Here is a 24,452-nt window from a genome sequence, read left to right as displayed (position 1 = left end):
AAATCGGTTTCCTGATTATTCTTTTAGTCACTTTAGTAACTCTAGTTTATGCAAGCTATTTGGTTCAATTCAAAATGGTGCAGATTATTAGAACGACAGAAAAAGCAGGTTACCCTGCTTCTTCTTGGATTGATATATATTCACTGAGTTTTACTAATGCGTCGATAATGCTGATTGCATCCACCGGGATAACTCAGGATAATACGTTGTCAGACACTCGAAATTCCAGAAACGATCAGATAGTCCGGCCAGTTCGGTTCCGATATTCCAATTAGGAATGCAGATGTAGCTTCCATATTCATGTTTCCCACAAAGGATATGAAAGCTGCTATCCCTTGCTGTGACCTCAAGTTCATAAGGATCCGTACTTCTTAATAGGTTGATATGTCCATTCCAACGTATTGGTTCTATGTCCTCTGTCCCGGTACAGATATAGTCAAGGTCCATGATTAATGCCTCCTTTAAAGTTCGCTGTCATTGACAGCTTTCATGACGATATCAGAGGTTATGATATCAGATCTCGTACTGTCTCCAATAAGAAGACAGGCATTGCAAAGTTTGTTTATCATACGAGGTACACCGTCAGCTGCGTTGAGGACAGCTTCTATGGCGTTATCCTCAAAAACAGGCTGATTACAGCCGGCACTTTTTAATTTTTCAGAGATATACTGGCGTCCTTCTTCTTTGGTCAGACCACCGATTTCGTAATTCATGACGATTCGCTGACGAAGAGGTTCATGAATACCAAGCTTAAGCGTGGAATTCAGTGTGGGAAGCCCAGTGAGCAGAATAGCTGCCCGGTCTTTGGAATCCATTTCAAAGTTGAATAGGATCTTCAAATCATTCAGAATTGCATTATTGATGTAATTCGCTTCATCTATGATGATGACAGGAGTTTTGCGTTTTTCCACAGCAAGTCGTGTGATTTCATCCTGGATAATCCGGAAGTTGTCTGGTTTACGAAACACAGGTTGTGCCCCGAGTTCTGTTACAAGATTCCGGTAGAAATCATTGGCAGTAAGGGTGGAAAAGCTGGAGTATACCACTTTGTAAAGAGAAGGATTTAATGTAACTGCCCAGTTTCGGACAGCAGTCGTCTTGCCTCTGCCGGGGCTTCCAGTAAGAAGTCCGAAGCCCTTTGTTTTTGCAAGATAGTCCAGACGGAACTGTGTTTCCTTGTATTCGTTTGTGTGAATCAGTATCTCTTTGGAATTCTTTAAAAATGGATTGAATTCCATACCATAGCGAATCGTATAATCCATTATTCATCACCTCTACATAAATGTATTTTTTCACGTTTTACAAATGCATTCTCATGCTTGTTGAGCAGTCGGATCGGAGTAAGTGTTCCATCCGATTCCACGATAAAGATTTCTTCCATACCCGGAGAATAGCGTAGACGGATACGCTGCTTTGCAAAACGGCAGTCGACTTCGTATTCCACCTGGTCAATGGTAATAACACTGTCGGCAGAAACGCGACGTTCAATTTCAAGCAAGAAGTTATGATCAATCTCTTCTTCGGAAAGACGACGGATGCGTTCCGGTTCTGAGAAAAATCGGTCCTGCGGAGACTTGCCTTTTAAAGAGGAATGAACCGACTGGTTGTAGTGGTTTACATAAGCCATCAAGTTTCCACGAAGCTCGTCAAGTGAGTGAAAGTCGCGGATATCCAGGGCTGCCATCCATTGGTCCTTCATGGTCCGAAACCACCGCTCAATTTTTGCCTTCTGGGTTGGAGTATACGGTTGGTCATAATGGATGATGGAACCAAGACGGGCTGCAAGAAGTTCCATCTGTTTATTCTTATAGGAGGAACCGTTATCGAAATTAAACATCTGTGGACGGCCATACTTTGCAACCGCAGATTTCATAACAGACATCAGATTTACAAAGTTGTCATTGAAGAAGATATCAATTCCAACAATAAAACGACTGGCATCGTCAATGAGGGCAATGATATAGACCTTGTGTTTCTTTCCATCGACTGTCTTAAGGTAAGGACCAACACTACTATCACCACACCAGACTTCATTAATGTGCGGGCGTTCATAACGGCGCATATCCTGATTTGTTGTAGTTTTCATTTCCAGAGCCAGAGAGTTAAGATAGCGGTTCACCGTTGATTCTGACAGGTCATCCGGACGGATACTTCCGTTATCCCGTAGCTGACGGTAAATAGCGGCAGCTGACATTCGTGGATAGTTGGTCTTAAGATATTTTATCTGTTCCTGAAGTTCATCATCAAGTTTTCTGGGTTTTCCAAGGTCAGCTCTTGAGGAAGGAACAAGAGCATCAAAGCCACCTTTATTGTAGTGGTTGTACCATTTCTTAATGGTAGTTGGTGCAAAGTGTTTTGTGGTACCATCCGGTGCCATTACACCTCTTGCAGAGGCATCACGAAAGAAAGCCTCATTGGATGAAAAGCTGTCCTGAAGTCCTGAGATGAGTGGTGCGATGACAGAATAGCGCATTAGTGCGATTTCATGTGTTTGTTCCTGGGTCATAATGGAAACCTCCTTTGTTTTTTTGAAGTGTATTCGGAATACACTTATAGTATAGAAGGTTCCATATGGGATGTCGTGTAAGGTTATGTGGGTGTTAGAAATAAAATATTTGGTGTTTTTTTAACCTGCATAAATTGGCGACCGTAATGTAAAAAACAGATCTGGATGAAGGTGTGGGATGTGGAGACAAAGAGCTTAAAAGACAAAATCCGCTGAAGCCAGTGGTGGATATATCTGCGAACGATAGAGTGAATACAGTTTTCATCAATGGAGGGAGTTCTCTCCATGACATCGGAGTAGTTACCAGAGTTCTCATGACAGGAAATGATATCCACCTGATCAGGTAACGAGATCTGTGAATAAGGAACAATAAACGATGGAAGTAAGGCGTGTGTTGTATTACAATGGTTGCATTTTACGCGGCAGATATGTAAAAGAACAGAATGGTCCTTCAGTTTTATGTTACGATCATAGTAGCCATGAATCGTAAGGCATGCAGAATGCCCACAGGTGCAGGTCAACTGGTGGAATTGAAGAGAATTAATTAAATTTTCGTAGGAATCTTGTGAAATAGGATTGCAATATTCGGTAGATATCGTTATCATAAGCATGTGAGGCTGTGGTTCACCACAGACTTGAGCATGCGGCAGAAATCAAACTTTGGTCGGGGAGATTTCTGCTGCTTAATTTATTAGGAACATAGTTATGATAACATAAGAAGGTACTGGATAAAACAATCTGCCGTAAAATGCATCAGAATGATTTACTCAGTACCTTCTTTTAATTTGCTTGAAAAGGAAAAGAGCTGGGGCATGTAAAATGCCGAATAACAGTATATATGATTAACATATTCTTTAACCGTTTCCAATCGATCAGAATATAGAAGTTCTTGAATGCTTATAATGTGATTTTTAAAATCATGACGAAATTTTCTCACATCTTCATATTGAGATAACATGGCTTTATAATATTCAACTTGTTTAAACATATATTCTTCGCGGATGTTATTAATAATTTTATATTTTTCTCGTGAATTAAAAAGAAATACCAAAGCAATACATAGAACAAAATATATTATTGATATTACCACTATGACGATATTTGGCAGTGTTGCATCATAATTACGAAGCTTATTTGATCTATAAAATGTAACTATAGCAGATGTTATAAATATACATATTAAAATAAGAATATAGATACTTGGAGAGAGGGCTCCATTTATAAGTATAAACTTATGTCTTTGTTTGTTAATATATTCACTTATAAATAATATAAATGGTATTAAGGTAATGCAAAATATACACATACGTATTAATGATGTATTTGTATCTGGAACGTTCAAAATATCAATCTTTTCAATAAAGCAAAAAATCAAATTATCCCATATAACAGTAGAAAAGGCGACTATAAAATACGATAAAATTAATTTAGATATTTTGCCATCGAAAAAAACGAGCATAGCAATAAAAACAAACAATACAAGAAATATAGATGCAAAAACATCCTTTAAAAAAGGATCTAAAAATGAAAAAGAACTGTATATCATTAGACAGCTTACAATGTACAAATATTTTAAATTTCCTTTACGAAAAGGATAATCTAATAATTTGTTGAAAATTATTATATAGCGTAGACACTCTAGGCTTAATGTAATTAGTAAAAGACCAAACATAATTCACCTTCAATCTTTATATGGGTAATGAAAGTTTCATATAAATGAGAATTCTTACATACTATATTAAATGTTTTAATGTGTCACATTAAAATTAATAAAAATTTCTCTCAAATCCGGATACTTTCTTCGAGAAACTTTAACCTTTTCTCCGTTTTTTAGTATCACTATATTTTTAATAAGGTCCTCTATCTGACCGACATTAACAATATATTTCTTGTGGCACCGGAAGAACAGAGTTTTGTCAAGTTGATCTTCCCATTGTAAGAGGCTTAGTTCACTACGAAACATATCCTTTGTAGTCCAAATCTCAGAATAGCCGAATTGTGCAGCGATATATAATATGTTGCGTATATAAACCTTCATATCAACGCCGTCTTTTCGTAGGGTAATCGTTTTGTTCCCCAATATCTCAGCAATTGCATCGTTCATATACTCTTTGAATTCTGATCTTTGGATGGGCTTTGTCATAAATCGGAAGGCATGAACCTTATATCCTTCCTTAAAGCGTCTCACATGGCTGGTAAGCAATATGGTCAGAGTTTTTGGATTCCTACGATAGATAAGGTCGGTGGTTTTAATTCCGTCAATACCATCCATTTCAATATCCATAAGTATAATATCAATATCTTTGTTGTATTGTAGAAGCTCTTCACCGGAAGAGAAGGTCAGTATTTCGAAATCTATGGAAACTTGGTTGCTATATTCTTTCAGAAGTTTTACCGTAATACTGCGGATAATCTGTTCGTCATCACATACTGCAACACGCATAGAAAGCCCCCTTTTATTACCATGTTCTAACTTACATTATTATACAATGTGCGAGCTTTTTTTGCAATTTAATTAGGGCAAAAATAAAAATAAGAACCAAGGATACAAAATTTTGGATGGATTTTGTATCCTTGATTCTTACTAAATAGGGGTGAATAGCTGGGGGGCTATTCGTACGGTGAGTACCCATTATTTATCATAACGGCAGAATATGCCGTAGATAAACCGAATGTAATTAAGTGAATAATAACTAGAATAAGTTTGGATTGTCATGTCTAAATCTTAGTGAGTATTCCGGAGATAGAGACTACCCCCACATATAAAGAGACGATGATAAATATCCAATTTGCAATACCGTAGAAACCTATTATCTTCTCCTCTCGGCTGCAATGCCGAAATACATTGGAGACACCTATAAACGATTTCTTATATAAATCAGGTATTCCGAATACGGTATCTAGTACATGGTAGCCGTCAAAGGGTATAAACGGTATTAAATTTACGCAAATAGTAATCAGGTTAATATAAAGCAATATGATCAAATAGGAGGATCGTATACCAATAAAAAATAAGATGCTACTGATTGATAAAAGTATCGTATTGCAATAGATACCGGCAAACGCAGTGATTGCTTTCTGAACTTTAGTCATTTGGGTTCTGTTTCCGCGGATATCACAATATATCACCGGTAGGAAAAAGACGAATAAGATACCCAGCTTACCTACATAACCACCAAAATATTTATATGCAAGACCATGGCAAAGCTCACGTATACCCAATGTAATAAATAATATCAACATGGAGTAAATAATCTCATATATATTCAATTGAAAAATATTATATTTGAAGATTTCTCTATGGCTAAGAATTAACATGGTGATACCAAGTGTAATTACATAATTCGCTATAAAAAGTAAAAAGCAGAAAAATGTTTTGTTTCTTCTTATCGTATTAGCTAATCTTCCAAGAATATGATCCGGTGATAACAGAGGAAAACGGAAATACAATAAGTGCAAATCCTCTTGTGGCTGGATCATTCCTCGATCTTCAAAGCTTTTTAACAGATTTAGTAATTCGTTTATGGATAGTCCTAATTGTTGAGATACTTCATTTATGCAAACTCCGTTTTTTAACCTGACAAGTATCGATCCCTCATTCTTACCAACCTTATAAAAGTGAGATTGATTGCAGACAATATAGTAGGTTTCTCTTTCAATTAGCTCTATGTCAGTTAGATCCGGCATGCTCTTCTTTATTCCTCCTTGAATAACACGAAGTGAATAGTAGGGTTTCTTGTTGTTTAGATAACTATATAGAGTTTTGTAAATCCTTTCAATGTAGAAGACCATGAAAGGTAAAAAAAGGGGATTGAATGGTAGAATATTACATTTAGATTATATAACTCGCTTCAAAAAATATGATAATTGTAAGCCGGCAAAACAGAAAAGAATAGCCATAAAGCAGTCACATGATGGAGAATTAAGTGGCATGAAAATAAATGATATGATAGGATGGAAAATAATAATTAATAATATAATAAATAAGCCTTGTGTGGCGAATGGAGGTCAAGATGAATAATATTTGGCATGATATCAATCCGGAGAGGATAAAATCTCAGGACTTTATAGCAGTTGTAGAAATCTCTAAGGGAAGTAAAAAGAAATATGAGCTGGATAAGGAAACAGGATTTATTATTTTGGATCGAATCCTATATACTTCAACACACTATCCCGCTAATTATGGATTTATTCCTCGTACCTATGGAGATGATAAGGATCCCCTTGATGTCCTGGTTCTATGTTCTGAACCAATTGAACCGTTATCGTTGGTTCGGTGCTATCCGATTGGTGCAATGAAAATGATAGACAATGGCATGGGTGATGAGAAGATTATTGCAATTCCTTATAACGACCCCTCTTATAATATGTACACGAATATCTGTGAGTTGCCTCAGCACATTTTTAATGAAATGAGACACTTTTTCAGTGTATATAAGGAACTGGAGGGTAAGCAAACTGCAGTCAATGAGCTGGGAGGCCCTGATGAGGCAATTGCCATCATAGAACATTGTCTTAAGAATTATGAAGAGAAGTTTGGTAAGGTCGAAAAAGAGAATTAATAAGTTCTCGAAACCAGGAAATTGGATGGGAGGATAAGTTGCCTAAAAAATTAAGTAAAGAATTAATTGTAATAGTTAACAAAATATATTAAAATAAAATAAATTATTACGGACAATTCATGTTAAGTGCATTTGTATAAGTATTAATGCATTGGGCAAAGGGGGGATAAAGCAGTGAAAAAAGTGACGATGAAGGATATTGCACAAAGGCTGAACGTTAGCACCGTTACAGTGTCAAAGGCATTATCTGATAAGGATGGCGTTGGCTCGGAATTAAGAGATAAAATCCGCACAGTTGCTGTGGAAATGGGATACCGTTTTAACTCCCTGGCTAAGAGTATGAAGGAGGGAAAGAGCTATAATATTGGTGTGATTATAGCAGAACGTTATATCAAGAATGACGATGATAATGCATTTTACTTGAAAATGTATCACAATGTTGTTACTGCTTTGGCGGAAGTAAATTACTACGGGATTATGGAAATTGTAACAACGGAGGCGGAAAAGGAATTATTCATACCGAATATTATCTCGGATAATAAAGTGGATGGCATTATTATAATCGGCCAAATGGCTTCAGACTATTTGTCGGTTATTAAAAAAAGTGATATGCCTTTGGTGTTTCTTGATTTCTATGATGAAATTCTGGACGTGGATTCTGTCATCAGTGATAGCTTTTATGGAGCGTATACTCTGACAAACCATATCATTGATATGGGGCATAAGGACATTGGTTTTGTGGGAAATATTTTTGCGACAAGCAGTATTCTGGATCGCTATCTTGGGTATTATAAAGCTATGATTACGAATGATCTAAGCATTAATGAAAGCTGGATTATTAATGACCGTAGTGAAGATGGAGCGTATATCGACTTTGCTTTACCTCAGCACATGCCCACGGCATTTGTGTGTAACTGTGACTCCGTAGCATATCTGTTTATCCGTAAGCTTAAGAAAGAGGGATATAAGATTCCGAAGGATATTTCAGTAGTAGGATTCGATAATTATATATATGCGAACCTATCCTCGCCGAAATTAACAACAGTGGAAGTGGATATGGAAGCAATGGCTGAAACAGCAGTCAAAGCGGTCATGCGTAAAATACAAGGTGATGATCGAAGTTTTGGAAGAAAAGTTATCAGTGGTAAACTGGTGTATCGTGACTCTGTCCATAACAGAAGGAAATGACAATATTATTTTTTTTGTAGTTAAAGAATTAACTTAAAATAACATAGAAGGTAGTTTGATAAAGGAAGGTTAACCAGTGGGTTAACCTTCCTTTTTAGTCACAATATAAACTGGAATTAGGTTAAATTATTATTAAACTGGTACTAAAATACTATTTGATAAAAATATATATCCATATATTAATTATGCATAATGGTGCATTTTGTATAATTTTAGAAAAGTTCTTGACAAGAAGAATAGACATAATATATAATTACGTCGTAAGTTAACGATAACTTAAAATAACTTAATTCAAGTATTTATTAGTACCAATTAACAATTTTAATTAGGGGGAATTGAAATGAAAATTAAGAAATTGCTAAGTCTTTTACTAGTTCTTACAATGGTATTTTCTCTTGCTGCTTGCGGCTCAAAAGACGCAAAAGACGATACAAAGAGCAATGAGGGAACGAACAACACAGCTACAGAAGCACCTAAGGAGGAGACAACGGAAGATGAGGCTCCGGCAGATATTACAACTGCTGCATTTCCTACAATTGACACTTTAACACTTGGTGAAGATTTTACCCACATTAAAGCTGACTTAAAGTTCCTTACCCATAGAACGGATATCGTTGATACTAAGCTGGCTGGCTATGTAACAGAGTTCCAGAAGATGTATCCGAATGTAACCATTACATATGAAGGTATTACAGATTACGCACAGGATGCAACCATCAGATTAACAACAGGCGACTGGGGTGATATTATGATGATCCCCACCACCACATTAAAGAATGAGCTTCCAGGTCTTTTCCTAAGCTTTGGTGACTATGATAAAATTGGTGAAACCTATGGTTTCATTGATAATTTCTCCTTTGAAGGCAAAGTATATGGAATTCCTTCCACAGTAAATGCGCAGGGTGTTCTATACAATAAGAAGGTATTTGCTGATGCAGGCATCACCACATTACCAAAGACACCGGATGAGTTCCTGGATGCATTACAGAAGATTAAGGATAATACCGATGCAATCCCGCTATATACGAACTTTGCTGCTGGCTGGACAATGGGCGCGTGGGATGCATATATTGGTGGTTCAGCAACAGGAGACCCGGACTTTATGAACGTAAAATTACCTCATATGAAGGATCCATTTGCTAATAAAGGTGATGGAACAGGCCCTTATGCAGTGTATAATTTACTGTATGAAGCGGTAGCAAGAGGCTTAATTGAAGATGATCCTACAACCACTGACTGGGAAAGCAGTAAAGGTATGCTGAACAGAGGCGAAATCGGAACAATGGTACTCGGCTCATGGGCTGTAACACAGATGAAGGATGCAGGCGATAATCCGGATGATGTAGGATATATGACATTCCCGATTACAGTCAATGGAAAGCAATATGCAGCTGCAGGACCTGACTACTGCTATGGTATTAATGTAAATGCTTCTGATGATAATAAGATTGCATCTTTATTATATGTAAAATTCTTAACGGAACAGTCCAACTTTGCTTTTAGTGAAGGAGGTATTCCGGTTGTAAAGGGTGCAGAGTATCCTGATGTATATGCTGCATTTGAAGGAGTAGAACTGGTAGTAGATAACCCTGCTTTGGCTGGAGAAGAGACCTTCTTAAATGATGTTAACACAAAATCTGAAGTAGGTATCAATATGGAGAATACTCACGTTCAGAGAGTATTAGAGGCTGCTTATGACAAGTCAGAAACTATGGATGAGATCGTTGCAGATTGGAATGCAAAATGGTCAGCAGCTCAGACTGAATTAGGCATTGAAGTGAACCAATAATTATGTAATAAAAGCTGTACTCTAGTTATTTACCTTATGAGCCAGGGCCATCCTCCCTGGCTCATATTTAAAGTAGGAGGTTTTATGGATAAAAATAACACCACGATTACTGTTAAAGATGAAAGAAAGCAGCGGGGCATTATAAAATGGTTGAGAAGTGGTAAGGGTCAGAAGACTTTGATTATAATAACCTTTATGACGGTTCCGTTATTATTACTGTTTGTATTCACCTATTTGCCTTTCTTAAAGATGTTTGAGTTTAGCTTATACAATATGAAATATATCGGACCACGTGAATATGTGGGATTTAAAAACTATACAGAAATTTTGAAGGATAAAGAGGTTCTTAATTCGCTTAAATTAAGTATTTACTATTTAATCGGCTCCTTTGTACAGCTTGCGATCGCGCTTTATTTTGCAACGATGTTAAGCTTTAAGACAAAAGCGGGAAGTGTATTTAAGGGAGCAATCTTCTTTCCGTACCTCGTGAGTGGTATTGCTGTTGGCTTTATTTTTAAATTCTTTTATACAAGAGGATTTGTGTTGGATACGGTTCTGACATGGATAGGGTTTGATTTAGACAACTTACCTTACTGGTTGAGAGATAAAAATATTAATAATATATCGCTGGTTGCTACTTCTTTGTGGAGATATGTCGGACAGAATATGGTTCTATTCATTGGTGCCATTATGTCAGTCGACAAGGAGCTATATGAATCGTCTTCTCTGGATGGAGCGAACCGTTGGCATCAATTCCGTTATATTATTCTTCCAAGTATTCAGACAATCGTAGTATTGAATTTGATCTTATCTATTACCGGTTCCTTAAGCGCTTTCGAGCCACCCTTTGTTATTACACAGGGTACAAGAGGAACAGCTACCTATTTCCTTGTAATGCACAATCTGGCACATAGTAATCTTCAAAAGGTGGGGAAAGCATCAGCCATGGCATTGATTTTATTTGGGATTATTGTTCTGGTAACCATTGGACAGAAGGTACTTTTCAACTATCTATTTAGTGATGCCAATGCGGATGTCTCAAGAAAAACCACCAGGATGCTGAAAAAATATAATAAGGAGGGAAGATAAATGACATTTGGAAAAAGACTACTGAAAATCATAGGCACAATTATCAAGTATGGTTCGCTGCTGCTTGCCTCCTTAATTGCCATTCTGCCTATGGTAACAGCATTTGTTACATCATTCAAGTCAGAAGAAGAATATAAGAAAACCAATGTCATGACATTACCGGAAAGCTGGACTTATTTTGAAAATTATAAGATAGCATGGGAAAAGGCCAATATGGGTACCGCTTTTTTAAATACCTTTATTATTCTTGTCTTTGTACTAGGCGGTGCAATTATGTTTGGAACCATGCTGGCATATATTTTAAGCAGATTTAAGTTCCCGGGCAATGGTCTGGTCCGTAATTTATTTCTGTTTGCTGCTCTGATACCGGGCATTGCAACTCAGGTAACCGTCTATCAGATCATGTATACATTAAGACTGATTGATTCCCTGTACGGATATATCATACTTATGTGTGGAGTGGATGTAATATCAATATACATATTCCTGCAGTTCTTTGAAAATATACCGGTGTCCTTAGATGAGTCAGCAATTATGGATGGTGCCACCTACTTTGGCGTGTTCTTTAAGATCTTATTTCCGTTATTAAAGCCTGCCATCATAACGGTTATGATTCTAAAGGGAGTGGGAACGTATAATGAGTATTATATGGCTAATCTGTATCTCCAGAATAAGGACAAACTAGTTACTGTATCCACTTCCTTATATACATTCACGGGGCCCTATGGTAATCAATATAACTATATTACAGCGGGTGTTATTATTACCATCATTCCTGCTCTAATTATATTTATCTTAGGACAAAAGCAGATATATAGCGGCCTGACTCAAGGCGCAGTTAAAGGGTGATGCCGTTCCGATTGAAAGGGGTAAAATACATGGGAAAAAAGAATAATGGAATAGGGGAAGATAGAAAAGAAAAAATGAATCAGGATCAGAATTCGCAAAAGCAATTACAAAAGAGCGAGCGTATCAATAAAATCTTATTAAAAAATATAGGAAAGCAGGAAGAAGAGGACGCACGGAACAACTTCTGGAATAGATTTAGAGGAATTCGGTTTAAGTTAATTATCGGCTTTGCGATACCCGTGATTTTGATTGCGATTTTTGGTATGGTTTCTTATAAGAAGTCATCCTCGGCCATAATCGAAACCTATGAAAAGACAACAACCGATACACTAAATGCAGTATCCGACTATATTGAATTGAGTCTGAATCAGGTCTCAGAAAAAGCGGTAGAATTATTACATAATGAGCATTTTGAGAGCTACTATGAGAATGATAAAAAGCTGGGAATAAGTGAGAATACCAAATTAAGTACGGAGATAAAAGAAGAGGCAGTTCTGTTAAAAAGTGCAAGCAACTCCATTTCAGCAGTTCATATTTTTTCAGAAAAAAGAAACTCCATATCCACCTCGAATAGTGCACCGAAAGATAGCTTTACATTGTTTCAGGAATCGGAAGTCGGTAAAACATTATCAGCATCTACAGCTAAATCCATATGGATTGGTGAGCACCCCGAAGTGGATGAAATGTTCAAGGATAGAATTGCTCCATATGCTATAGCTGTTGTACAGAAAATGAGTAAAGCCAATGGATATATTGTGTTGGACGTATCTACGGAATATATACTCAACAGCATATCCGGTATTGATCTGGGTGATGGAAGCATTGTAGGCTTTATTACTGCCGATGGTAAGGAAACCATTGCCAATACAGAGGAAATTTCTGTGTTCACCCCATTGTCCTACTATACAAAGTCTGTGGAGAGTGGAGAGGCCTTCGGGAAATCCTATGAGAAATATCAGGATGAGGAATATCTGTATCTGTACAATCAGGTTGGAAATACCGGTGCTTATGTGTGTGCCCTCATACCAAGGGATACCATTATTGAAAAGGCATCCGATATTGCCAAACTGAATATCGGTTTTATCATATTTGCATGTGCATCTGCAATTGCTGTCGGAACTCTAATAGCAGGAGGTATCGCCGGTGCGATTACAAAATTAGTGCATTCCATTAGTAAGGCGGCAAAAGGAGACCTTACTACCACCTTTGATACAAAACGTAAGGATGAATTCCTGGTTTTATCCAAATCGTTAACGGACATGATGTCAGGTATGCGTTCTTTAATTGGTAATGTTACTGAGATAGGACTTAAATTTGCCACCTCAGCCAACGCGGTCTCCGATACATCCTCGGATTTCCTGGAAGCAACCAAGGGCATATCCTATGCGATCGAGGAAATCGAAAAAGGAGTCGTGCAACAGGCAGAGGATACAGAAAAGTGCCTGCTTGAGATGTCCAACCTTTCCGACAAGATAGGCAAGGTTTATGATAGCACCTATGAAATTGAGAAAATAGCCGGGGATGCGAAAGCTATCGTGGGCGAAGGAATGGTTATTGTTGATGAGCTGAATCAGAAAACGAATGCCACTAATGAGATTACACAAGTAGTGATTGGAGAAATTGAAGCCCTGGAGCTCCAGTCAAGAAGCATTGCTGATTTTGTAGGTATCATCAATGAAATCGCTGCACAGACCAATTTATTATCCTTAAATGCCTCCATTGAGGCGGCAAGAGCAGGTGACGCTGGACGTGGCTTTGCAGTTGTGGCGGATGAAATACGAAAGCTTGCGGATCAAACCGTTACAGCAGCCGGACAAATTCAAAATATCGTTTCAGCAATTCAGCTAAAAACCAAGGGAACGGTTGTATCGGCTAAGCAGGCAGAGAGTATTGTGGGATCGCAGAGTGAAGCACTAAGTAAGACCATATCAGTATTTGAAAGTATCAGTAGCCATGTAGCGAACCTGGTGAATAACCTTAACAATATAGCGTCTGTAATTAAAGGGATTGAAGCAGCGAAAGAAGATACTCTTGATGCCATCAGCAATATTTCTGCAGTGTCGCAGGAAACAGCCACCTCATCCGAGGAGGTTAGCAGCACCGCCACCAATCAGATAGACGCGGTAGAGGCTTTAAGTAATTCTGCTTATGAACTGGCTGAGGAAGCGAAGAGACTGGAAGCATCTTTGCAAAGATTTAAAATAAACTAACAAGTAAAATACCAATATTACCTAAATGGACTTAATAAATCCAATTTTAACTTGCAAATAAGTGGGAAAAAAGATACAATTAGCTTAATTGATGCAAGGGGGTGTTGGTCCGTTGGGTGATATTATAATAGAGGAAACGAATTATAAAGCATTCATTTTGGCGGTTGCGAATTTGTTCATGCTGATAGCCGCCTGTGCTGTGACGGTTTATGGATTTATGGTACATAAGCTTCGTTTCTGGTTACCCGGAATCCTGCTTGCATTTATATTTTTCATAGGCTTTCTTCGGGGTGTTGCCCTGGCAGCGCAGGAGAAGAGACTGCTGACAATAACCACGGATGGGATTATTGACAGCTCATCCAGAGGTGGTGTGGGCTTCATTCCCTTTGATGTGATAAAGGAGTTTAAAATTATTACATTATATAACAAGCAGGCAATTGTGATTGTTCCGAAGAACGTGGACAGCTTTTTATCCAAGCTCACTATGGTGAAGCGAAAAATAGTAAAGCGCAATATTCACCTGAATCTGCCCCCGGTTGCCATCTATGTAGATACGGCAAAGGATATGGAACCAGAAGATATTCTTTCCCTATTAATGAAGAGGCTGTCCGATTACAGCAGGTTATATGGTTGAGGATGTTCGAATTAATCTGTTCCAAAAGGGATGTTTCATAATGCGTCACCGCAAATGCATTGTGAAACATCCCCTTTTTTAAATGTATGATTTAGTAAAAAAATAGGTTGTATTATTCGCAAAGCTGTGTTATCATAAGTAATTGTGATATGTTATACTAAATTTCCTTGCTCTTTAAATGGATATGATTCTTCGTCAATCATTTAATCCATTAGAAAAGGGCCAGAGACCAGAAGGAGGTGCAAGACAACTATGAATCAATATGAATTAGCCTTAGTTGTAAATGCAAAAATCGAGGATGACGCTAGATTAGCTACATTAGAAGCAGTGAAAGATCTTGTTACAAGATTCGGCGGCTCAATTACAAATGTAGATGACTGGGGAAAGAAAAGATTAGCTTATGAAATTCAGAAAATGAAAGAAGGCTACTACTATTTCATCCAATTCGATGCTGATTCTACAGTTCCAAACGAAATCGAGCAAAGAGTTCGTATTATGGAAAATGTAATCAGATATCTGTGCATTAGAAAAGATGCTTAATACGTAACAGGCGCATTTTATTACAATGACGTTTGTATTCCCTAAGGCGTGGAACGAAAGGGAGGTATTTTAACTTATGAATAAAGCTATATTAATGGGCCGTTTAACCAGAGATCCTGAGGTAAGATATTCCCAGGGTGAGAACTCTACAGCAGTTGCCAGATTTACACTGGCAGTAGATCGTAGGTTTAAAAGAGCCGGCGATACACAGGATGCAGATTTTATCGGTTGCGTTGCTTTTGGAAAGCAGGCAGAATTTGTAGAGAAGTATTTCAGACAAGGTATGAAGATGGTTGCTGTCGGCAGAATTCAGACAGGCAGCTATACCAATAAAGACGGCATTAAGGTTTACACGACCGACGTAGTAGCAGAAGAAATAGAATTTGCTGAAAGCAAAGGTGCCAGTGGTGGTGATACGGGTTATCAGAATAACCGCGAATTCAAACCGGAACCCAGCTCAGCAATGGGGGATGGCTTTATGAACATCCCGGACGGTATTGACGAAGAATTACCATTTAATTAAAATCAAAGCTTTTTATATATACAAGTGAGTTCGGGTTTCTTCACTTGCATAATAATATTCGGATAAGGAGGTCATGACATGCCATTCAACAAAAAAGAAGATAGAGGCGATTCTCCGATGAAGAGAAAAACCTTCGGACGCAGAAGAAAGAAAGTATGCGTTTTCTGTGCGGATAAGAACCACACAGGAATTGATTATAAGGATATTAATAAATTAAAGAGATATGTATCTGAAAGAGGTAAAATTCTTCCTAGAAGAATAACCGGTAACTGTGCTAAGCACCAGAGAGCTTTAACAGTAGCTGTTAAGCGCGCAAGACACATCGCTTTAATGCCATACACAATGGATTAATTCCAATCTAAATCATAATATCGTGGCCGTTACATGACTGAACGTTGTGTAACGGCTTTTTATAATGGATTTGTATGTAAAAAGTTAGCAATCAAAACATTCTCCAAATTATCTTTTCAGATATATGAAATGTTTTACAGGCTCCAGTAATATATATTTATTAAAGATGGTATATGATAAAGCCACAGCTACGTTTCATCCATGTAGCGTGTGTAGGAGCAATATATTATGAAACGGAAAAGATTAATAATAGATATTACAGTGATTACACTTATGTTTTTTCTTTTTATCATTTGGCATCAAAATTCCATGAAAGAGAAAGCAATGGTTTTTTCTAATAATATTGCACATAACAAGGTTTACTTAATTACAACGGATAAGGAATATCAGTATTGGGATATCGTTAATAAAGGTGCGTCGGATATGGCGACACTGGTTGGGATAAAATACGTCTGGGATGCTCCGGACGAAAGAAATGCGATGAAACAAATAGAAATAATTAATAAGGCGGTGGAGACTGGCGCTGATGCAATTTTGATCGCTGCGGATGACCCGAGACTAATATCCGGAGCAGTGGAGGATGCAAAGGCAAGAGGTGTCAAGATTATTTATGTAGATTCACCGGCATATGAAGAAGCAATCACCACGTTAGCGACCGATAACTATGAAGCTGGAGTTCGTGCCGCTGAGACATTGCTATCAATTTTTGAAAGCAGAGGAATTGAAGGAGGCTCCGTTGGGATTATCAGTTTACCACAGAAAGCAAATGTAGAGCTCCGTGAAAGAGGGTTTCGGAATACGATGGCAAGTGATCCCAGGTTCCAGGTTCTGGACTCTACTATTGTACCCAGTGGTACTCCGGAGGATGCGAAGACAGCAACCATTGAACTGATGGAAACGAATGACGAGCTGGTAGCCATATTTGGAACGAATGAAGGTGCCAGCGAAGGTTTGGGTTATGCCAATAAGGAAAAGCAAAATCAATATATTGCTATTGGTTTTGATGAAACCACCGCTATGATGAAATTACTTCGTAATGGGAGTCTGGATGCAATTGTGGTTCAAAATCCGTATACCATGGGATATCTCGGTATGGCTCAGGCAATCGCGGCAATTCTGGGAAAGAATACAGGACCGGAATATCTTAATACCGGTGTAAAGGTAATGACAATTCAATAGAAAAGGAGCAGTTTCTATCACTGATGCGATATGAGGATGGTTTATATAGCCTCATAGAACATCTCTAATAATGGAACTGCTTTTTTATTGGTCAATTTCAGAACGTAAAAGTTAAATATTTCTATATATTATCTAAAATTACAAAAAATAGATATAATTTTCCAAAACACATTGAAAGAATTAAGGAATATGGTATAATTTGTATTATCCTGTAATTTACAAAATATTACTCTTTATCCCACATGGCCATACAACAAACACTCACAATACATTAATTAACAATATATATGTAACATAGGAGGAAAAGATGTTAAAATTTCATGGGTTTACAGCTAAAAAACTTGAAATCTCAGAGGTAGTCATCGCCAAGGAGTTATGTGATAAACATATTGGCAAAGGTATGTATCCCGAGGAGTTTTTGTACGATATAATATACAAGAATAATCACTTCTTTTATCTGGTATATAAAGAGGATAAGGCGATTGGCTTTTTTTATTGTGTAGTATTGCTTCCATATGATTTGGCTGAACTTCCGGGCTTTGGGGAAGCGTTTATGTATCATGATTGTTCTGAGAATGATATCATAGGGGTATGCCGCTCCATAGGAATTGATGAAGCCTATCGGGGAATGCATCTAACGGATGAATTGCTTCAATACTTTACAAGTTACTTATTCAACGAGGCCGGCGTTTCGGTAATTTTTATTCCGGCCTGGGTAAAGGGAAGCTACATACCTGCAAAAAGACTTCTGGAGGACAATAATTACCAGTTCCTGTGTTATCTGGAGAAGCCGTGGTACCAAAGCGATCTGCTGGAATGCCCTTATTGCCGGACAAGAAGATGTATCTGTGATGCGGTGATTTACTATATGAGTAAGGAGACTTATTATGAAATATGCGAGGCAATATAAGCAGAATCTTTCGTTCAAACTGACTGCTGGCTTTATAATTTTAGGAATCTTAATATGTTCCACCAGCTGTACTATTAGTTATATGAAATATAAATCCGTTATAGAAAAACTGTATAATGATACTGCATATCAAATCGCGGAGGTGGCGAGGTCTTACATAAACGGGGACGATATAGAACGATACCTTAAAACCGGTATCGTAGATGATAAGTATGAGAGCATGGGAGAGAAAATTACCACATTGAGGAATTCAATGAAGGTAAACTATATCTATATTGCCAAGCTAGAGGGAATCGACCTGACTTACATATATGATGTGGATAATCCAGAGGATCAGTTTCCACCCTTTGCTCTAGGCGATACCGGTCAGATTAATCCGAAGTTTAGAGAGGATGCTAAGAAAATAGTAACAACCGGAGAAAGAGTGGATAATTATTTTTATTCGCATAGTCAATTCGGGTATAATACCTCCGCCATTATACCGATCTATAACTCCCAAAACGAAATCATTGCCATTCTTGGAGTGGAGATTGCCATGGAAAAGCTTCATAGTAATATGCTGGAGTACATCTTATATGCGGTTGTTCTATCCACTATATTAATTACGTTCTTTATCTTACTTTATATGAATTATCTTCGACGAAAGGTGGTTGCCCCGATCAACTTAATTACACGGGAAGCACTTTCCTTTATTAAACATGAGACAAAGGTCTCTGAACACTTGGATAAGGTAAAAACACAGGATGAAATCGAACACCTGGCATATGCCATAAAGAAAATGGAGATTGATATTAATGAGTATATTAAGAATTTGACGGAAACAACGGCGGAGAAAGAGAGGATTAGTGCGGAACTAAACATAGCGTCCCAGATTCAAACATCAATGTTACCCTGCATTTCTCCTTCCTTTCCGAAAAGAAAGGAAATCTATATTGATGCAATGATGAGGTCGGCTAAAGAGGTCGGGGGAGATTTTTACGACTTTTTTATGGTGGGCGAAGATCAAATTGCAGTGGTAATAGCGGATGTATCAGGGAAAGGAGTACCGGCTGCTCTGTTTATAGTTATTACAAAGACACTGATTAAGAACCAGGTACAGGCGGGGTATTCACCAGCGGAAGCCTTTGCTACGGTGAATTCTCAGCTCTGTGAAAACAGTGATGCTGGAATGTTTGTAACTGCGTGGATGGGAATATTAGATATTACAACGGGAAAACTGACCTATGTGAACGCAGGGCATACTCCGCCCTTGTTAAAAACCAATGGAGGAGGCTTTGAATACCTAAAGTCACACTCTGGTTTTGTATTAGCAGGCCTCAAGGAAATGAATTATATTCAATTTGAAATACAGCTTCATAAAGGAGACACACTATTTCTGTATACGGACGGTATCACGGAGGCTACCAATCGCTATTATGAAAAGTATGGTGAATATCGGCTCCTGGCGGTATTGAATCAGAATAGGGGAGCATTACCGAAGACATTACTGAAGGCAGTGGTGGATGATGTTGATTTGCATATTGAAGATACAACCCAATCCGATGATCTGACGATGCTGGCACTTACTTATAATGGGAGAATATAAGTAGTTAAAGATGAATGTAATCTTCTGACGATGATAAATGCATTGAATCGAATATGATTTACTGTTCTGTCAATTCTATGTCTAAATTTGGTCTTCCTTTCATTCCCTGATAGTGGTATAATATTTTAACATACATTGTTTATACTGGCAGCAGTAGGGTTTCGTGTTTGAAGGAGCATAATAATCATCTGTGTATTGAATTAATATAGCAAAATGGTGTAGTCATAATTGATGAGAAATGGAATCACCAGTAAAGGAGTATATTCTATGGGCAGAAAATTAAAACTTAGAGGAGCATTACGAGTTTATTTATTATGGCCTGTGATCTTAACTATATTATTGTTATGCATGAACCTAAGTATATACGCACTGGATAGAAAAGCCGGATATGTTATGACAGGCTTTACCTTATTCTATTTTCTTATTGCAATGTTAATCTATTTCGCTAAGAGAAATAAGATTGCCGCAGAATTAGTCCGTTATGCAATGGATTATGGTCAGGTTCAAAAACGTCTTCTGAAGGAGCTTAATTTACCTTATGCAATACTGGATATCGATGGCAGAATGCAATGGGGTAATGATGAATTTATGGACATTATTCATGAGAAAAAAGCAGCAAGACGTTCTATTACGAATATTATTCCTGAGATTACGAAGGATGTCTTGCCCAAGAAGGAAAATGATGAAGAAGTTCACGTTACTTTGAATGATCGCCATTATAGAATACTGCTTCGAAAAGTAGTAGCTCCTGATTTCGAGGAGGACATTAATTGGAACTTTTCCAATGAGGAAGAGATATGGAATGATCGTAATGCTTTAATAGCGATGTATCTATATGATGAAACAGAAATCATATCATTAATGAAGGAAAATAAGGAGCAAAAATTAGTAACCGGTCTATTATATATTGACAATTATGAAGAGGCCCTGGAAAGTATAGATGAGGTAAGAAGATCCCTGTTAACTGCGCTGGTTGATCGTAAAATCAATAAGTATATGCAGACCATTGACGCAATTATTAAGAAGCTGGAAAAAGACAAGTATATCTTTGTCTTTCAGCAAAAATATCTACCCTATCTTCAGAACACAAAGTTTTCTGTTCTGGAAGAGGTCAGAAATGTTAATATCGGCAATGAAATGTCCGTAACCATTAGTATCGGACTTGGTGTCAATGCGGACACCTACATCAGTGGCTATGAGTATGCGAGAGCAGCTATCGATCTGGCTTTGGGACGTGGCGGTGATCAGGCGGTTGTAAAGGACAGGGAAAAGATCAGCTACTACGGAGGAAAGAGCATACAGGTTGAAAAGAGTACCAGGGTTAAGGCAAGAGTTAAGGCGCATGCCTTCCGTGAGTTCCTGGAGTCAAAGGATAAGATTGTCATAATGGGTCATAAGAATGGGGACGTTGATTCCTTAGGTTCCGCAATCGGTGTGTATCGAATAGCCAAATTCTTTAATAAAAAGGCCCATATCGTAATCAATGAGGTTACCTCTTCCCTTCGGCCTTTAATGAATAAGTTTGTGAATAGTCCTGATTATGAAGAGGACATGTTCCTTAAGAATGATCAGGCTAAGGAGGTAGTGGACGGAAACACTCTATTAGTTATTGTGGATGTGAACCGCCCTAGTTATCTGGAATGTTCTGAACTAATTGATTATGTGAAAACAATTGTAATATTCGATCATCATCGTCAGACGAATGAGGCGATTGATTCTGCTGTTTTATCCTATATTGAGACCTATGCCTCTTCAACCAGTGAGATGATCGCGGAGATCATGCAGTACATTGGTGGCAATTTACGACTGAAGCCATTGGAAGCGGATGCTCTGTATGCCGGTATAATGATCGATACAAATAATTTCCTGACAAAGACAGGAGTTCGAACCTTCGAAGCAGCAGCATTTTTACGTAGAAGCGGGGCTGATGTGGCTAGAGTCCGTAAGTATTTCCGTAGTGATATGACGGAACTGAAAATTAAAGCGGATGCCATCAGCAGCACCGAAATATACCTTCACCATTTTGCAATCTCAGTCTGCAAGAGCTCCGAGGTGGATAGCCCTATGATCCTAGGTGCCCAGGTGGCAAATGAGCTGATAAATATTACGGATGTTAAGGCGGCTTTTGTACTGACGGATTATAATAATAAGATATACATCAGTGCAAGATCCATTGATGAGGTAAATGTACAGATTATCATGGAGAAATTAGGCGGTGGAGGACATCTAAGTGTTGCCGGTTGCCAGTTAGAGAATACTTCTATTGATGATGCGATCAATAAGTTAAAGACAACACTGCATACAATGCGGGAAGAGGGAGAACTGTAGATAAGATAGGAGCAAGATTAAAGGTAAAGCGAAACTTATAATTGTAGCCATTGTGTATACAGTGGATACATATTCCGAAGCAAACCATAGCGGAAGGAGCGGGTTTGTGTAGGAATATGTATCTGCTGTATACATAATATAAGATATCTTCAGAGTTTCGTAATTGCCTGAAGCTAGATTAAAGTAAAAGGAGATAAAGTTATGGATATCATTTTAATTCAGGATGTTAAAGCGCTTGGTAAAAAGGGCGAAATTGTTAAGGTTAGTGATGGTTATGCAAGAAATTTTATATTACCGAAAAAGCTGGGGATAGAAGCTACAAAGCAGAATATATTCGAATTAAATAATCAGAAGGCAGCAGAAGCGAAAAAGCAGCAGGAGCTATTAGAAGAAGCTAAAGTCTTCAGTAAAAAGCTGGAGGAGCTTTCCGTTAAAGTAAGTATTAAGGCTGGAGAGGGCGGTAAAACCTTTGGATCAGTCTCAACAAAGGAAATCGCAGCAGCAGTGAAAGAACAATATGGATTTGATATAGATAAGAAAAAGATACAGCTCAATGATCCAATCAAAAATGCCGGATCATATACGGTTCCGGTAAAAGTACATCCTCAGGTAACCGCGGAGCTTAAGGTTAAGGTAGAAGCGGTATGATGTTTAACCAGGGGGGTTACGTATGGATGAAGCATTTATAAAAAGAATACTACCGCATAGTGCTGAAGCAGAGCAATCGGTAATAGGTTCCATGATTATGGACCGGGATGCTATAATATCAGCGTCGGAAATACTTAGTAGCTCTGACTTTTATGAAAATCAATACGGTATCCTGTATGAGACAATGATAGAACTGTATAACGAGGGAAAGCCGGTGGATTTGGTCACCCTTCAGGATCGATTAAAGGAAAAGGATGTGCCACCTCAGGTATGCAGCCTGGAATTTATCAGAGATCTGGTAACAGCGGTCCCTACATCGGCAAATGTTCGTTATTATGCGCAGATTGTTAAAGAGAAAGCGGTTCTACGCCGACTGATTAAGGTAGCAGAAGAAACTGCGAATGACTGCTATCTTGATAAGGAAAAGCTGGATGTTATTCTTGAGAAGACAGAAAAGCAGGTATTTGATATCGTTCAACATCGTGGTACAAAGGAATTTACGGATATTCGTGAGGTTGTTCTAAGATCCATCGATAGCATTGAAGCAGCAGCAAAGAATCAAGGAAGTGTTACGGGTATTGCAACAGGCTTTTATGATTTGGATTACAAAACCGCAGGCCTGCAGCCGTCTGACTTGATTTTAATAGCGGCAAGACCGTCCATGGGTAAGACGGCTTTTGTATTGAACATAGCAGAATATGTGGCGTTAAAGTCCAATGTGACTACTGTAATATTTAGTTTGGAAATGTCGCAGGATCAGTTGGTAAAGCGTATCTTATCCATGAATTCCAGAGTGGATTCCCAGGCGATCCGTACCGGTTCGTTATCCGGTGAGGATTGGGCAAACCTCATGGAAAGTGCGCGTATCATTGGTAATTCCAATCTTGTAATCGATGATACCTCTGCGATCTCAGTTAGTGAGCTGAGATCAAAGTGCAGAAAGCTAAAGCTGGAGAGAAACCTTGGATTAGTCATCATAGACTACCTACAGTTGATGAGTGGTAGTAAAAAGTCGGAGTCAAGACAGCAGGAGATATCTGAAATATCCCGTTCTTTAAAATCTCTTGCAAGGGAAATAAATGTGCCCGTAATTGCACTATCACAGTTAAGCCGTGCGGTGGAGCAGCGTCCCGACAAAAGACCGATGCTGTCCGATTTAAGAGAATCCGGTGCAATTGAGCAGGACGCCGATGTTGTTATGTTTATCTATCGTGATGATTATTATAACCATGATACGGAGGAACCAGGAGTATCTGAAATTATAATCGGTAAGCAGAGAAATGGTCCCACTGGTACAGTGAAGCTGGCTTGGTTGGCACAATATACAAAGTTCGCGAATCTGGAGCGATAACGTTATCTTAAAAAAGATTATTCAGATTAATAGGTTTATTATGATTATGATAAATCTATTTTAGACAAAAGTAATGTAACGGAATATGGATGAATATGATTTATGTAGAAAAGGGGAAACTTCTTTGGGGTTTCCCCTTTTTCTGTCGACAAGTTATATGGGAATATGTGGAAACCATATTGCAATTGAGGTTTGCTATGTTATAATGTA

The 24,452-nt window shown here is 38.1% G+C and carries 24 protein-coding genes; 17 read left to right on the top strand and 7 right to left on the bottom strand.

Translation table 11 applies throughout. From position 1 onward, the window contains the following. Positions 1-153 precede the first annotated feature (153 nt). The 7 genes from H0486_RS17065 to H0486_RS17040 form a co-directional block, all read right to left on the bottom strand. Entirely contained in the window at positions 154-447 is a 294-nt protein-coding gene (locus H0486_RS17065) for a DUF6618 family protein (protein WP_228353599.1), read from the bottom strand. Between the two features lie 14 nt (positions 448-461). Then, positions 462-1,262 carry an ExeA family protein gene (locus tag H0486_RS17060; RefSeq protein ID WP_228353598.1) on the bottom strand — a complete coding sequence of 267 codons (801 nt, stop codon included), beginning with the start codon at positions 1,260-1,262 and terminating at the stop codon, positions 462-464. Continuing rightward, entirely contained in the window at positions 1,262-2,506 is a 1,245-nt protein-coding gene (locus H0486_RS17055; protein WP_228353597.1) for a helix-turn-helix domain-containing protein, read from the bottom strand. The genes H0486_RS17060 and H0486_RS17055 overlap by 1 nt, the downstream gene beginning before the upstream one ends. Before the next feature lie 83 nt (positions 2,507-2,589). Then, entirely contained in the window at positions 2,590-3,111 is a 522-nt protein-coding gene (locus H0486_RS18835) for a DUF6431 domain-containing protein (protein ID WP_408647633.1), read from the bottom strand. A gap of 158 nt (positions 3,112-3,269) precedes the next feature. Beyond that, a complete protein-coding gene (locus H0486_RS17050) occupies positions 3,270-4,178 on the bottom strand; it encodes a hypothetical protein (protein WP_228354140.1) in 909 nt (302 codons plus the stop codon). Between the two features lie 75 nt (positions 4,179-4,253). Further along, a complete protein-coding gene (locus H0486_RS17045) occupies positions 4,254-4,949 on the bottom strand; it encodes a LytR/AlgR family response regulator transcription factor (protein WP_228354139.1) in 696 nt (231 codons plus the stop codon). Between the two features lie 275 nt (positions 4,950-5,224). Then, positions 5,225-6,193, bottom strand: a complete 969-nt coding sequence (locus tag H0486_RS17040; RefSeq protein ID WP_228354138.1) for a zinc metalloprotease — start codon at positions 6,191-6,193, stop codon at positions 5,225-5,227. A gap of 103 nt (positions 6,194-6,296) precedes the next feature. On the opposite strand from H0486_RS17040, the gene H0486_RS17035 reads away from it, so the two are divergent. The 17 genes from H0486_RS17035 (at position 6,297) to dnaB (ending at position 24,242) form a co-directional block, all read left to right on the top strand. Next, positions 6,297-6,527, top strand: a complete 231-nt coding sequence (locus tag H0486_RS17035) for a hypothetical protein (protein ID WP_228354137.1) — start codon at positions 6,297-6,299, stop codon at positions 6,525-6,527. Continuing rightward, positions 6,520-7,068: an inorganic diphosphatase gene (locus tag H0486_RS17030; RefSeq protein ID WP_228354136.1), complete on the top strand. Its 549-nt coding sequence runs from the start codon at positions 6,520-6,522 to the stop codon at positions 7,066-7,068. The genes H0486_RS17035 and H0486_RS17030 overlap by 8 nt, the downstream gene beginning before the upstream one ends. A 174-nt stretch (positions 7,069-7,242) precedes the next feature. Then, positions 7,243-8,256, top strand: a complete 1,014-nt coding sequence (locus tag H0486_RS17025; RefSeq protein WP_228354135.1) for a LacI family DNA-binding transcriptional regulator — start codon at positions 7,243-7,245, stop codon at positions 8,254-8,256. A 340-nt stretch (positions 8,257-8,596) separates the two neighbouring features. Then, the gene (locus tag H0486_RS17020; protein WP_228354134.1) at positions 8,597-10,045 is read left to right on the top strand and encodes an ABC transporter substrate-binding protein; all 1,449 of its coding nucleotides are present in this window, start codon (positions 8,597-8,599) and stop codon (positions 10,043-10,045) included. A gap of 84 nt (positions 10,046-10,129) precedes the next feature. Continuing rightward, positions 10,130-11,134, top strand: coding sequence for a carbohydrate ABC transporter permease (locus tag H0486_RS17015; protein WP_228354133.1), 1,005 nt, complete (start codon positions 10,130-10,132; stop codon positions 11,132-11,134). Next, a complete protein-coding gene (locus H0486_RS17010; RefSeq protein ID WP_228354132.1) occupies positions 11,135-11,983 on the top strand; it encodes a carbohydrate ABC transporter permease in 849 nt (282 codons plus the stop codon). 29 nt (positions 11,984-12,012) lie between these two features. Further along, on the top strand, positions 12,013-14,193 hold the full coding sequence (locus H0486_RS17005) for a methyl-accepting chemotaxis protein (RefSeq protein ID WP_228354131.1): 2,181 nt from the start codon (positions 12,013-12,015) through the stop codon (positions 14,191-14,193). A gap of 112 nt (positions 14,194-14,305) precedes the next feature. Then, entirely contained in the window at positions 14,306-14,827 is a 522-nt protein-coding gene (locus tag H0486_RS17000) for an STM3941 family protein (protein WP_228354130.1), read from the top strand. Between the two features lie 252 nt (positions 14,828-15,079). Next, positions 15,080-15,367 (top strand): 30S ribosomal protein S6, encoded by a 288-nt coding sequence (gene rpsF, locus H0486_RS16995; RefSeq protein WP_228354129.1) that lies wholly within the window; start codon positions 15,080-15,082, stop codon positions 15,365-15,367. A 76-nt stretch (positions 15,368-15,443) separates the two neighbouring features. Further along, complete coding sequence (locus H0486_RS16990; protein ID WP_228354128.1) at positions 15,444-15,890, top strand: single-stranded DNA-binding protein; 447 nt, start codon at positions 15,444-15,446, stop codon at positions 15,888-15,890. A gap of 78 nt (positions 15,891-15,968) precedes the next feature. After that, positions 15,969-16,241: a 30S ribosomal protein S18 gene (rpsR, locus tag H0486_RS16985; RefSeq protein WP_228354127.1), complete on the top strand. Its 273-nt coding sequence runs from the start codon at positions 15,969-15,971 to the stop codon at positions 16,239-16,241. A 228-nt stretch (positions 16,242-16,469) separates the two neighbouring features. Further along, positions 16,470-17,420, top strand: a complete 951-nt coding sequence (locus H0486_RS16980; RefSeq protein WP_228354126.1) for a substrate-binding domain-containing protein — start codon at positions 16,470-16,472, stop codon at positions 17,418-17,420. Between the two features lie 307 nt (positions 17,421-17,727). Then, the gene (locus H0486_RS16975; RefSeq protein WP_228354125.1) at positions 17,728-18,330 is read left to right on the top strand and encodes a GNAT family N-acetyltransferase; all 603 of its coding nucleotides are present in this window, start codon (positions 17,728-17,730) and stop codon (positions 18,328-18,330) included. Beyond that, a complete protein-coding gene (locus H0486_RS16970) occupies positions 18,308-19,915 on the top strand; it encodes a PP2C family protein-serine/threonine phosphatase (RefSeq protein WP_228354124.1) in 1,608 nt (535 codons plus the stop codon). The genes H0486_RS16975 and H0486_RS16970 overlap by 23 nt, the downstream gene beginning before the upstream one ends. Before the next feature lie 267 nt (positions 19,916-20,182). Next, positions 20,183-22,243: a DHH family phosphoesterase gene (locus tag H0486_RS16965; RefSeq protein WP_228354123.1), complete on the top strand. Its 2,061-nt coding sequence runs from the start codon at positions 20,183-20,185 to the stop codon at positions 22,241-22,243. A 201-nt stretch (positions 22,244-22,444) separates the two neighbouring features. Next, complete coding sequence (gene rplI / locus H0486_RS16960; protein ID WP_228354122.1) at positions 22,445-22,891, top strand: 50S ribosomal protein L9; 447 nt, start codon at positions 22,445-22,447, stop codon at positions 22,889-22,891. 22 nt (positions 22,892-22,913) lie between these two features. Next, positions 22,914-24,242 carry a replicative DNA helicase gene (dnaB, locus tag H0486_RS16955; protein ID WP_228354121.1) on the top strand — a complete coding sequence of 443 codons (1,329 nt, stop codon included), beginning with the start codon at positions 22,914-22,916 and terminating at the stop codon, positions 24,240-24,242. Positions 24,243-24,452 lie beyond the last annotated feature (210 nt).

This window comes from Variimorphobacter saccharofermentans (genome assembly GCF_014174405.1).
Lineage (GTDB): Bacteria > Bacillota > Clostridia > Lachnospirales > Lachnospiraceae > Mobilitalea > Mobilitalea saccharofermentans.
Note: the sequence above shows the minus strand (reverse complement) of the source record. Positions and strands in the feature narration are given on the sequence as shown.